The sequence below is a fragment of the Bradyrhizobium sp. CIAT3101 genome (genome assembly GCF_029714945.1).
Taxonomy (GTDB): Bacteria; Pseudomonadota; Alphaproteobacteria; order Rhizobiales; family Xanthobacteraceae; genus Bradyrhizobium.
In genome coordinates this window covers 8,734,031-8,746,118 of the sequence record NZ_CP121634.1, presented here as the reverse complement: position 1 = coordinate 8,746,118, position 12,088 = coordinate 8,734,031, and the positions used below count along the sequence as shown (strand labels likewise).

Below are 12,088 nucleotides of genomic sequence, written 5' to 3'. Positions count from 1 at the left end.
GAAACTCTAATAGGGGAGAGCAACAAGCCGGCCATTCCGGCTCAGGAGCACACGTCGTTCCCCAATGTCATTGACGGTCCATCCGTTATTCAACAGCGCGCCCACGAAATACTTTTGACCGGCGATGACCATATATGGATCACTCCCGCGCCAAACGGCCTCGACAGCAATTGAGGACGGCGTCTTTTCCTCCTTGGCGGCTACCGCATTGATGAGAACATATGCGCCCTTACGATCGTGATCGAACCGTTCCTGGATTTCCCGCCATTTAGGGATGGAGGCGGGCGTCACGCTACCATCGGCAGCGACAACACCTGGTTCGGATCTGACTTTGATATTGAAAAGGCCCGCTTTATCAACTTCCTCTTGCAGCCATTGAGCAGCTGAATCGGTTGTCAATGCATCAGCGACGTTAGATGCCAGCTTGGGTGCAACTTCCACGGCAGGGGGCGAGTCGGTTTTCAAGGCAACAGCGCCGTCCGTCTGGACCAAACTGGTTGAGACTGCCCCGACCGCGACAGAGCTGATCAGGATCGAGACGAATGCGGCGGTCGATCCGAGCCATCGGCCGATAGAGCCAGCTTGTCTACAATCCGGTATCGACCAGCGTATGGACATGTCCCCCGCGTGCAGGACGGCCGGGAGAGGGACGACAATGTGATCGTTCGCAGAAGTATTCTCGTGTCCCTCGACCATGACGCCCCCGGTAAGAGGCTCAATTTCGATCGAGTTACGATTGGGGGTGATACGAAAGTGATGGCGTTCGAGGCCTTGTTCAATGAAGACCAAATCAGCATCCAGGCCACTGCCAATCACAGTAGACACCATACCCACTTTGCCGGTTAGCCCCGAGTAAAGCCCCGACAGCACTTCGAAATGCGTGGAATTTGGTTCGTTCACGGTCGAAAGCCTCCCAAGAGCGAAGGCAGCCGTACGGCAAAGCCGTACGGCTTATCGCAACTTCATCGATTCCGCAGGAGCGAGAGGTGGGGCGACAGCGTCGTCCCACCCCATCCGTTACTGCACTCGCTCGTCGGCTACTTTCTTGATGGTCGTGAGGTTCGTTGAAACGACGCGAAGTTCAACGTCTCTTTCAGTCGCCTGCGTGCTAGCGGTCGTCAGTGCGGTGATCTGCCTTTGGAACGCAGCCTCTGCGGCCACGTCCGCAGCCCCGGCGCCGGCCGCCGCAGAGACAGTGCCAGCAGCCCCGGTTGCAGTCGAGGTATGAGATGCACCAACATTAGGCATGTTATTTCTCCTCTTTCGGAATGTTGCCGCTACCAGCGGCTCCTGTTCCCTAACGGCGCAACATGCGACGTCAGGAATTCTCCTCTGTCTCGGCCATGGTATCTTGGAAACTCGTCATGGCATTGTTTGCAAGTTGGAAGGCCACCGCTCCGAGAGCGACGTTGAACGCTTGTCGCAAAGCGGCATCATGCGAGCCACTGTCTGGATTAGACGCGTCGTTGACAGGACCGCTTGCACTAGGCGATCGGTCATGTTCGTCATGGGGGTCACGTGTGTGCGCCCCTTTTTTGCCGCCACGAGCCGCATGGAGGTCAGTATCAAGGCCCGCACCGGCGTTTGAACTCGGAATGCGCATCGGGTTCTCCTATCTCGATTCGATCCTTCCAAGGGAGGCGATCTCGGTGATCCTATTGTCGGGGCGTTAGCTTTCGACAAGCTGACGAGGGGCAGAAAATTTGGCTGGTTTTGCCGGATCGAAATCCGAGTTGAGAGCGCCTCAACAGGCAGAGATCAGATAGTTCGTACCAACGAAAACCATCCCGATTCTCGGACCGCTTGAGCCGCGCGGCCTCGCGATCATCAAACGAACTGTCTTGACACGAAGATCAACACCTCAAGGGATAAAAAGCTGAGCGGAGATGTTCCGGCTCACCATCGCCGCCACATCTTCACCTCCTTCGGCATTTGCTCGCGGTCAGGTCGTCGGAGACGACGTGCCTCGAAGGCAACCGGAATTGCTAAGGTTGCTGGGACGATTGAACTCGCGATTGTGCGACGCTTTCACCGCAGATCGATTACTTTCTCGCTGCGCCGGCGCAGCGTCGACCGACTAAACAAGTCACCGGCAGTGTGCGTAAGGAGCTCCAGGATGCTGACAAAGCTTGCGGGGCCCATCCACGCGGAGGCCGCGCAAGCTCGCCCAGCTTCTCGACGCGATTAAAAAGAGCCCACCTGACTAAGTGTAAACGGCTTCAGCTTGCATGCCCTCTGACTCAATGCGCCCCTTTACGTTGTTCAAATAGTCTTCCGCGTAAGACTGCGCCATCGAAACCGGCAGGCTGACGCCAGCCGTCGCGGCCTCCTGGATTGCCTGTTTCGCCAAGCCTTCGCGCATAGCTATTTTTACCTCGGGGCCGGAGATACAGCCGACCGCCTGCGCCGCAAGACTGAGCCCCGCTTCTTCCAGCGCTTGCTTTAGGTTGCCGCCTGTGATGGCGGTGTGCAAGAGATTGGCTGCTTGCGACTCGCTCTCGAGCACCATTGAGGCGAGATCCGTCAATTCGCCCAAGCCTGGGATGAAACCAAGTACACCAACTGCCGTCGCTGCCCAGTCGAGCACGTTCGAACCCACCTTCAGCACGCCGTCAAGCGCGTGCATGAAAGCGCCTCCGTTTTTTTTGGGTGATTTGATCTCGGGCTGGTCCGTCACGCCCATCATCATGTCTGCGACGGCGGACTGCTCGACAGCCGTTTGAGCGACATGCGTCTTCAACTGGTGAGCGCTTCGGTTTGCTGCCGACATGTTGTTGAAGAACTGCTTGAAATCGTTGTTGCTGATGTTGCCGGAATCAACGGTATGGCCTCCGCCGAAGTCGAAGAACTTGTGGTGGGTATGATAGCCGGTGATCGCATTGTTCATTAGGCCGAAGATGAGAGGATCCGAGAGCAACTGGGAGGCCGCCTTTCGCACATCCGGAGCGAGACTCTTATCATCGACCATGCTCGCCAGCTTGTCGCGGGTTAGGTCACCCTTCTCGAAAAAAGCCCCTTGGTTCTTGTTGATCGTACCTAGCGTATCCAACTCGGCTTGCGTCAGGTTCATCGATGATGAAGCAACCTGCAAGAAGTCCTCTTTGTGAACTTTATCTACCGAGCCACCGTACAACTGTTTCCATTCGTCCGGATGACTAAGGAAGTATTGCGCCGCCGCGAGAACCTGAGGGGGGGATTTGCCGGTTTTGGCCTCGCCATCGACGATCTGCTGGAAATCGGCCAGGCTCAGGTTCTTGGGCAGGTTATCGGAATACAGGTAGAGTTCGCGTAATGCATCAGTCTGGGTCATGACCGATGGCTGGCCATTTCCGGTGCCATCCGATGGAATGTAGTTATGCTCGTAGCTCTGGGCCTGCTGCCCCTGGAATGCGGCAACCTGTGAGTGATGGTCGGAAAAGCCGGAGAGATCGCCTGCCTTGATCTTTCCGCCGCAGCGGCCATCGCCTTGCGAGCCTATTGCATAGAAGAGCTCCGGGTCCTGCTGCAGTTCCTCGATCGCCCCCTTTAGATCCGGCGGTGTCGAGGGATCGTTGGCCAAATCTCCGAGGGACTTCCAATCGAGCGGACATTTGTCTTTATGGCGGTTCAGCACCGACACAATCCGCAATTCGGCCTCAGTCAGCGTGCCGCTGTTCCATGTGATCCTTGAGCTGGGCACCGGCTCGGTTGCACTCGCAGCGGGGCTGCCAGCAGAGGGGGGCTCCGGGACCTGCCCGGATGCAACCAGTGCGGCCCTGAGATCTGGTGGTAGGATATTCCACGCCTCCTGCGCGAGTCCCTCCGCTAATTGTTTGGCCGACTCTGCCGGCGACAGATCTTGTGGCGCGGGGCCGACGGTATCTTTCAAGGAGTAGTTCGCCAGCATCGTCTCGAAGCTAGAAAGCTCCTGCGCCGACGGCAGCTCGGGAGCGAGCCCTGAGAAAGCTGCGGTTGAAGTAGGGGCTAGCGATAGGTCGGTGAGTGACATTATACATCCTGTGGTGTGAGATAGCGCCACGGTCGTGTGGTGCAGCCCGAGATCGCGAGGAAGTAGTATTGATGGGCAGAGTCCGACAGCTCCGATCAGTTGCCCCCGGTTAATCGGTGCGTCACCAGCCTGACTTCTGCGAGAACCTAGAGCAGCGTCGTCGTCTGTGTACTTTGCTCGATATCGTAGGATTGATTAGCTTTCGAGAAGCTGACGACGCTTAGAAGAATTCACAATCAGACTAGAAGGCGCCTAATGCTGCAGCGTCTTGTTGAGTGCCCCTATTGCGCTGAATTTGTTGCGCGGTCGCGCGTCCTGCTGCGGGCATCGGTAACAACAAGAACTCGGTGGATCAGTCGCATTCGCTGGTTCGTGCAAAAATGCCACCCTGATTTCGCGGCGTCCCATGGTCGACCGGCTGGAACGCGGCACACCGGCGTCTCCGCGGCAGGAGCTACCGAAAAGCTGACCTTGACCAAGCATACGGCGAGCGCACTGCGCTCCTTCGCAAGTCAATCCAGGCGTAGCTCATCTCTGACCTGGACCAGGCGCCTGAACCGCGCTGTCATGTTGTGGCGCCGCAGACGAGAGAGGGATTTCAGGTCGTCCATCACGAATGACCGTACTTGAGGCCCCGCGAAACAGCATCAAAACCGACTCGTGTGCCCGCTTTTCCACCATCGTGGAGTTTGGCCGCGCCTGTGCCTCCGTCACTAGGCCTTTGAGCGTTTCGTCCACAAGCGCGATAAACCGAGGGGGACCGGAAGCGAAGACGAGCCCATCTCCCGGTGCGGCTCTCACGACGTAGCGCTCGTCGGAGATGTTAAGTGCATCCAATGCCGACTTCAACGAATTCAAAGTGATCGGATTCAAGACAAGCAGACGGCTTTGCGCCTCGCTTGCGTGGGATACGTAAAGCACCAGCCCATCGTAGTACCATTGAAGATTGTAGAGATTAGTCAAACGGTCCAGGAACTCTCGCGGTGCAAGGTCCGGCATTCGCCCGCGAATTCGTCCCTTCACCTCGGGGCTGACATTGACTCGGATATTCAAATTGTTGCCGAACTCCTGCAATGCGGCCGCGAGGTCCTGGTCCAGAACCGTGTAACTATAGGGAGCCGATGGCAGCGACAGCGGGGCGGCGAGAGCCCTAACGAGACCCAAAAAAATGAAAATTCCAATGTATAGAAGGCTCTTCAAGATCTGCAGCCTCGTGGCTCGGATGAGGATCAACGGTGTTTGGCGCTAGAGAACGCGCGCCAAAATTTGTCCGTCAATCTGAAGCCGAAAATTCGGCGCAAATTGGAAGCCAAGCGCAATTTTAAATGACGGTGTTCGAGATTCCTGTCAGCTTTTTGTCAGCTGGCTTCTCTAGGCTGGTGGGCCGACGACGGCAACACAGCTAATCTCATCACGAGAGAGCAATGATTTCTTCTACGATGTTGGGCATTATACCGATCTCTGCCAACCCCGCTGAATGTCCCTCTGAGGTCTGTTCATCGGCGCAAGACAGGTTTCATGAGAGTCTTGCGCAGGCGGCTTCGAAGCAAGATCCGGCCTCTTCGGTGAGTGGTGGCGTGCCGGCTCCGTCGGAAGTTGAACGTGCCGTCACACAGGCAAGTCCGCTCGGCGAGCGCGTTCTTCAGAATCTTTCTGCAATGCACAGAGGCAGGCTATTTTCTGCGAATGCACTTCCTTCGGCGGCCGCCGGCGACCCGGCTCGTCCGAAGAGTCTCGAATTCGGGCCGGCCGCGCGGCCGGTCTTGCGTTCGCACGAAGTTGAAATGCATCCGGTCGGCAAGCCGGAAGACGTGGATCATTTCCAATCGACATTGGCAAATCTGAAGGATGCTTACAACGGTGTCATTCAGGTTTCGCTCGTTTCCAAGAGTGCTGGCGCCGTAAGTTCATCTCTGAACAAGCTGCTATCAGCGGGCTAGGCGGCGTCGATGGCTCTCTTGACGCAGAGAAGGATCGATTTCGGGGCTCCGGCAGGAAGGTGGTTTCATGCATTTCTCCTATTCCCGCTTCTGCTCTCGTTGGCCGGTTGCAAGGCCGATCTCTATACTAAAGTTCAGGAGCGCGAAGCCAACGAAATGCTTGCTCTTCTCCTTAGCAAGGGCGTCGATGCCGTCCGTGTTGTCGGTAAGGATGGTACCAGCACGATTCAAGTCGAAGCAAAGCAACTTGCCTTTTCGATCAACCTGCTGAATGACCAGGGCTTGCCGCGCCAACCTTTCAAAAGCCTTGGGGAGGTGTTCAAGGGGGCGGGCCTGGTTGCCTCCCCGGTCGAGGAGCGCGCCCGCTATGTTTACGCTCTAAGCGAAGAGTTGTCGCGCACGATCAACGATATCGATGGTGTTCTCTCGGCTCGTGTGCATGTTGTTCTGCCGAAGAATGACCTTTTGCGACAAGATGCTACTCCGTCCTCGGCGTCGGTCTTTATTCGACATGACTCCAATGCAAAGCTCTCCGCCTTGCTACCCCAGATCAAGATGCTCGTCGCTAACAGCATCGAAGGGCTATCATACGACAAGGTAACAGTCGTGTTCGTGCCGGTTGAGCGGGCTCAACATGAGCTGTTGTCTGTGCCAGCAGCTGCTGCGGGGCAATCAGGCAAGCTTGTGTCGACCCCCTTTCTTGCGGTGGGTATCGGAGGGGCCGGCGCCGCCTTGGGCGTCTTATGCTACTTGCTGCTGAGCACGCGTGTGCGCCAGCTCGGTCAATTCTTGCGGAAAGTGGCAAATCTCGGCCCAGGTGCGAGTATGCGCGCGGTCAAAACTGCCGGTAAAAAGCTGAACTCGGATTCGAGATAGGCGGAATCTAGTGGCAGTATTGATGACATCGACAGAACCAAATCGTTCGCCAGGCCCACATACAGATCGCCCTCGCGAGTTTGCTGCCTTGATCCATCCAAGCCGTTTTGCCGCGCATCTCGATCCGTTACTGACGCCTTCCACAGTGCTGCAGTTGCAGAAAACGCCCAGACTGCAGGAAAGGCTAGCCGCTTTACTGCTCGGCAGTGAACTGGTCTCGAACGGAAGTAACCGGGGAAGAGACGTTCTGCTCGGGCATGATCCGCGTCGCGCGTCACTACTTGCCGGCAGTATCTGGCACGCCCGTTCGGTGCTCAACTTGGTGTCAAAGCATGATCTTGCTCTTCTGATCGAAAATATTGGTGCGGAAGCACATCTTTGCGCTATTCGACACTTGTCCAGTGCCGTCGCAACCGAAGCGATTGTCGATCCGGAGCAACTTTCGCAACGGATTGAACATGACGGATATGCCTGCCTTGGTGCCTGGCTCGAACAAGCGTCGGAACTTGACCGTGCCCGCGTGCTTCTCTGCTTGCCTGTCGGGACCGCCGCGGAGCAGCCAGCCGCCGAACACCACGAGGCCGCAGGCCAATTGCTGTCCTTGGTGATGGCTCAATTGGCCGCGGAGAGACGGCCCGCATGACCAGGAATGACCTAGCATTGCCAGAACGCCCGCAGATACGCCCGCTGGGTCCCCTCATACCAGCCTCGGAACTTGCTATCTGGTCCGATGCGGTACGGACGCGCGCGCTAGCAGAGCGGTATCTACAGCAGGTTCGCAACTGGGCAAGGAAAGCTTATCAGCGCGAGCGGGCACTTGGCCACTCCGAAGGCCTGAGGACAGGCTCGGACGAAATGGCGCGGCTGGTTGCCCGGGTTGCTTGTGAGGTCGCGCGGCGAAAAGCCGTGCTAGAACAGGAATTGCCACAGCTCGTCATGGAGATCTTATCTGGCCTGGTAGGCTCCTTCGATCCGGGCGAGATGTTAGTGAGGTCCGTTCGTCATGCCATCGAGCAAAGATATGGCAGCGCGGAAGTTTGTCTACATGTATGTCCTGTGAACGCCGATGCGCTGATACGCGAATTCGCGGCGTTTGATGGAACGGATGGTCGACCGAAAGTTCGAATTGATTCGGACCCGACTCTGACACCGGATCAGTGTGTATTGTGGAGCGAGTTTGGCAATGTCGATCTAGGACTTGCCGCGCAGCTCCGCACATTGCGGCTGGGCCTTAGCCGGTCTTCACAGGAAGGCCAATCTTGACCACGCAACCAACGGACCATGACGATGCGGCTGGTGAAGGAGCTATGCACGCGGCGTTATCATCTCTGAGATCTACGGCAAAGCACGTCAATACGCGCGCCGTGCGCGGACGGATCACAAAGGCCGTCGGCACCTTGGTTCATGCCGTGTTGCCGGGAGCCCGTGTTGGGGAACTGTGCCTGTTGCAGGATCACAATACCGGATGGTCACTTGAGGCGGAGGTTATCGGTCTGCTCCCCGAGGGCGTGTTGCTCACGCCAATCGGCGACATGATAGGCCTGTCTAACCGCGCGGAAGTGGTGCCGACCGGGCGGATGCAGGAAGTCTCAGTTGGCCCCGATTTGCTTGGCCGCGTCATCGATAGCTTCGGCCGGCCCCTCGACGGCAAGGGTCCGATAAAGACGGCTCACACTCGCCCCCTCCGGGGTAGGGCGCCCAACCCAATGAGGCGGCGTGGCATTGAGCGGCCCTTTGCGCTCGGTGTCCGCGTGCTCGACGGACTTCTGACGTGTGGCGAAGGCCAGCGGATTGGGATCTATGGAGACGCTGGTTGCGGCAAGTCGACACTAATGTCGCAAATTGTTAAAGGCGCGGCCGCCGACGTGACCATAGTTGCGCTCATAGGAGAGCGCGGACGTGAGGTGCGTGAATTCATCGAGCGCCATATTGGCGATGCACTCGGTCGTACGATTGCCGTCGTTGAGACTTCCGACCGATCAGCAACCGAGCGCGCGCAATGTGCTCATATGGCGACGGCACTCGCCGAGTACTTTCGTGATCAGGGATTGCGCGTCGTTCTCATGATGGATTCATTGACACGCTTTAGCCGGGCGATGCGTGAGATCGGGCTTGCCGCGGGAGAACCTCCGACGCGGCGCGGCTTTCCTCCGTCCGTCTTTGCGTTGCTGCCGGGTCTATTAGAGCGTGCCGGTATGGGCGAGCACGGCTCGATCACGGCCTTCTATACCGTGCTTGTCGAAGGTGACGGCACAGGCGATCCAATCGCCGAAGAGTCTCGCGGTATTCTCGATGGTCATATCGTCCTTTCACGCGCGCTCGCCGCACGAGAGCATTTTCCGGCCATCGACGTGCTGTCGAGCCGAAGTCGAGTGATGGATGCGGTCGTCTCTGTGCCACATCGCAAGGCCGCCTCTGTCTTCCGTGACCTGCTCTCGCGCTATAATGAGGCCGAGTTCTTGATCAAGGTCGGTGAATACAAGCAAGGGGGCGATCCGCTAACTGACCGCGCAATAGCCTCCATCGAGGAGCTGCTGAATTTCTTGCGTCAGGGGCAGGATGAGCTGTCCACTTTTGAGGAGACCGTCACGTGGATGTCGCGTCTGATCGCTTGAAACCGCTCGAAGCATCAAAATTGCGGCTGGTGAAGGACATGAGGGAGCGAAGCGCGCTTCGTCAGTTATCCAATATGCAAGCCAAACGCCAGATCGCGGTTGAAGCCGTGGAGAGAGCCTCCGAGAATCTGGTAAGCGCCGAGAAACGCCGCGCAATGCTCGAAGCTGAACTTTATCTGGCCTTGGCATTGTCTGATACGATGTGCGTCAGCGAACTCGATCGTCGGTGCCATCTCGCCATTGGGCGACTCACGGCTGAGATCGCTGTGGCACGTCAGGCGCTTGAACAGGCGCGCATCACTCAAGATGAGGTCCAGGCCGCGGTTGATGAGGCGTGGGCCGTGTGGTCCAAGCGTTCGGCGGCGAGTCAGAAATGGCAGAAGATTGAGTGCGATGCTCAGCGCACGACCAATGCTCGTTCCGAGTACGCAGCTGAAATCGAAACGGACGATGACATCTTGCTGCGGTACAAGGGCGGATCGCGCAGCAGGGCGGCTGGCGATTCAATCTTTGGCGATCCAATCTGATGGCTGCTTGTCTTATGCCGGAGCAAACTTCCCCTTCTGTGGAATTGAGCGCCGATAATGTGCTGGGTGAACCCGCTCTGTTCGATCCTCCGGTAAGATTGTCGCATACCGTTGTCTCATGGCTCAATGAGATCGCCGCTCGACGCACGATTCTGAAGAGCCACCTTGGCGATACGCCGATATCGATGCGGATGAACCGGCTCGTCTGGCAGGCACAGCCATCGGCGGCGTCGATGCTCGACTGCGTATTTCGCATCGGGGCCGAAACGGCCATCGTCTCGTTGCCACGCCCGCTGGTGTTGTCGCTGATTTCGACGGTGCAGCATGGCCTTAGCCTACCTTCGGACCCAGCCCGCTCTCTCGTCCTCGAACTTGCGCTTGAACCGTTGCTCGTTCAACTGGAGAACTTGTTAGCGCAAGATTTGCAAGTTATCCGGATCGACGAAGCAACGACGCAAGGCCCTTATCTGGAACTGGACATCGCCTACGGGTCGCTTACGAGCAAGGCGCGCCTTTTCCTATTCTCGTCCCTCGAGGGTCGGGTCCCGCCTGCATTCTGTACGTTAGGCGAGTTGCTTGGCCAATTGCCCCGAGAGATGCATAAGCTTTCTCCGGAATTGCCTATCATGGTTGCCGGAGAAATTGGCTCGCTATGCGTGTCCGTTGGGCTTGTTCGACAAGCACAAGCTGGCGACGCGCTGTTGCCGGAGGTCATTCCCCTTGCACGCGGCCAGGTCATTCTCACTGCCGACAAATTGTGGGCCCCGGCCGAGGTCGCTGACGACAGACTGATCCTACGGGGACCGTTCCGCCTGCAACTCCACCCTTTAAAGAGTGCATATATGACGACACGACCCCAAGCACAGCCAACCACCGCCCTTTCGGAAACCGACATCGACAGTATTGAGATTACGCTGGTGTTCGAATGCGGCCGTTGGCCAATCCCGCTGGGTACGCTGAGGGGCGTCAACGAAGGACATGTGTTCGAACTTGGCCGCCCCCTTGACGGTCCGGTCGACATTGTTGCCAATGGTCGATTGATCGGTCAGGGCGACATCGTGCGTGTCGGGGAGGAATTGGCTATCAGGCTACGTGGCAGGTTGGCAGTCAATGACTGACATTCAGCCAAGCATCCTTGCACTTGTTGCACTGACGATCGGCCTCGGTCTGCTGGCGTTCGCAGTCGTTACAACGACGGCGTTCCTAAAGGTTTCTGTCGTTCTCTTCCTCGTGCGTAACGCACTCGGGACCCAGTCCATACCGCCGAACATCGTTCTGTACGGTGCTGCGTTGATCCTTACCGTCTTCATTAGCGCTCCAGTGTTGGAGCAGATTTACAACCGCGTTACGGACCCGCAACTTCACTATCAAACCCTCGAGGACTGGGCGACAGCCGCAAAGGAAGGGAGTGAGCCGCTGCGCGCTCACCTGAAAAAGTTCACCTCTGAGGAGCAGCGCACGTTTTTCCTTTCTTCTACAGAACAGGTTTGGTCTGAGGAGATGCGCAGTAAGGCAACAACGGATGACTTTGCGATCCTTGTACCGTCGTTTCTAATCTCAGAACTTAAACGTGCGTTTGAAATCGGTTTCCTTCTCTATCTTCCATTCATAACGATTGATCTAATTGTAACGACGATCTTGATGGCCATGGGCATGTCAATGGTGTCGCCCACAATGATATCTGTTCCCTTTAAGCTCTTTCTGTTCGTCACGATCGACGGATGGTCGCGGCTCATGCATGGATTGGTCTTAAGCTACGCCACGCCCGGAGGTTAATATGGACGAAGCCAGCATTCTTACTCATTTGAGCCGATCTCTCGTCCTCTTTATGATTTGGGTTCTGCCACCGCTCTTGGCGGCTCTCGTGGCCGGATTGGGTGTTGGCATCCTCCAAGCGGCAACACAGCTCCAGGATCAAACCTTGCCTCTTACCGTGAAGCTCCTCGTCGTTGTCGCCGTGCTCGTTCTGTTTTCTCCGGTGCTAAGCGCCCCCCTTATCGAACAAGCCCAACATATCTTCGCTGAATTTCCCTCCCTCACATCGAGATATTAGGAGAGAATCCAAGGCGAAGTTTGTGGTGAAGCCTCACTGGTGGACTGTAGGGACTGCGCAGGCTTATCGAGCGTTAGCCGCAAGCATGA

13 protein-coding genes are annotated in these 12,088 nt (G+C 57.1%); 9 read left to right on the top strand and 4 right to left on the bottom strand.

Annotation, left to right across the window (positions count from 1 at the left end; genetic code table 11):
* Positions 1 to 6 precede the first annotated feature (6 nt).
* The 4 genes from QA645_RS40605 to QA645_RS40590 form a co-directional block, all read right to left on the bottom strand.
* Positions 7 to 900 carry an FHA domain-containing protein gene (locus QA645_RS40605; RefSeq protein ID WP_283046590.1) on the bottom strand — a complete coding sequence of 298 codons (894 nt, stop codon included), beginning with the start codon at positions 898 to 900 and terminating at the stop codon, positions 7 to 9.
* Between the two features lie 418 nt (positions 901 to 1,318).
* Positions 1,319 to 1,603: a hypothetical protein gene (locus QA645_RS40600; protein ID WP_283046589.1), complete on the bottom strand. Its 285-nt coding sequence runs from the start codon at positions 1,601 to 1,603 to the stop codon at positions 1,319 to 1,321.
* A gap of 600 nt (positions 1,604 to 2,203) precedes the next feature.
* Positions 2,204 to 3,886 carry an HrpF/NolX family T3SS translocon protein gene (locus QA645_RS40595; protein WP_283053588.1) on the bottom strand — a complete coding sequence of 561 codons (1,683 nt, stop codon included), beginning with the start codon at positions 3,884 to 3,886 and terminating at the stop codon, positions 2,204 to 2,206.
* A 630-nt stretch (positions 3,887 to 4,516) separates the two neighbouring features.
* Complete coding sequence (locus QA645_RS40590; protein ID WP_283046588.1) at positions 4,517 to 5,188, bottom strand: secretin N-terminal domain-containing protein; 672 nt, start codon at positions 5,186 to 5,188, stop codon at positions 4,517 to 4,519.
* 224 nt (positions 5,189 to 5,412) lie between these two features.
* Between QA645_RS40590 and QA645_RS40585 the strand changes: the two genes are divergently transcribed.
* From QA645_RS40585 to QA645_RS40545, 9 genes are all read left to right on the top strand, one after another.
* Positions 5,413 to 5,928 carry a nodulation protein NolB gene (locus tag QA645_RS40585; RefSeq protein ID WP_283046587.1) on the top strand — a complete coding sequence of 172 codons (516 nt, stop codon included), beginning with the start codon at positions 5,413 to 5,415 and terminating at the stop codon, positions 5,926 to 5,928.
* Between the two features lie 9 nt (positions 5,929 to 5,937).
* Positions 5,938 to 6,804 (top strand): type III secretion inner membrane ring lipoprotein SctJ, encoded by an 867-nt coding sequence (gene sctJ / locus QA645_RS40580; RefSeq protein ID WP_283046586.1) that lies wholly within the window; start codon positions 5,938 to 5,940, stop codon positions 6,802 to 6,804.
* Positions 6,805 to 6,892: 88 nt separating this feature from the next.
* Positions 6,893 to 7,447 (top strand): nodulation protein NolU, encoded by a 555-nt coding sequence (locus tag QA645_RS40575; RefSeq protein WP_283046585.1) that lies wholly within the window; start codon positions 6,893 to 6,895, stop codon positions 7,445 to 7,447.
* Positions 7,444 to 8,067, top strand: a complete 624-nt coding sequence (gene sctL, locus QA645_RS40570) for a type III secretion system stator protein SctL (protein ID WP_283046584.1) — start codon at positions 7,444 to 7,446, stop codon at positions 8,065 to 8,067. The genes QA645_RS40575 and sctL overlap by 4 nt, the downstream gene beginning before the upstream one ends.
* Before the next feature lie 44 nt (positions 8,068 to 8,111).
* Positions 8,112 to 9,419, top strand: a complete 1,308-nt coding sequence (sctN, locus tag QA645_RS40565; protein WP_145669995.1) for a type III secretion system ATPase SctN — start codon at positions 8,112 to 8,114, stop codon at positions 9,417 to 9,419.
* The gene (locus QA645_RS40560; RefSeq protein WP_283046583.1) at positions 9,395 to 9,946 is read left to right on the top strand and encodes a hypothetical protein; all 552 of its coding nucleotides are present in this window, start codon (positions 9,395 to 9,397) and stop codon (positions 9,944 to 9,946) included. The genes sctN and QA645_RS40560 overlap by 25 nt, the downstream gene beginning before the upstream one ends.
* Positions 9,946 to 11,064 carry a type III secretion system cytoplasmic ring protein SctQ gene (gene sctQ, locus QA645_RS40555; RefSeq protein ID WP_349253161.1) on the top strand — a complete coding sequence of 373 codons (1,119 nt, stop codon included), beginning with the start codon at positions 9,946 to 9,948 and terminating at the stop codon, positions 11,062 to 11,064. Before QA645_RS40560 ends, sctQ begins: the two co-directional genes overlap by 1 nt.
* Positions 11,057 to 11,722, top strand: coding sequence for a type III secretion system export apparatus subunit SctR (gene sctR, locus QA645_RS40550; RefSeq protein WP_061849753.1), 666 nt, complete (start codon positions 11,057 to 11,059; stop codon positions 11,720 to 11,722). The genes sctQ and sctR overlap by 8 nt, the downstream gene beginning before the upstream one ends.
* A gap of 1 nt (position 11,723) precedes the next feature.
* The gene (locus tag QA645_RS40545) at positions 11,724 to 11,999 is read left to right on the top strand and encodes a flagellar biosynthetic protein FliQ (RefSeq protein WP_061849752.1); all 276 of its coding nucleotides are present in this window, start codon (positions 11,724 to 11,726) and stop codon (positions 11,997 to 11,999) included.
* Positions 12,000 to 12,088 lie beyond the last annotated feature (89 nt).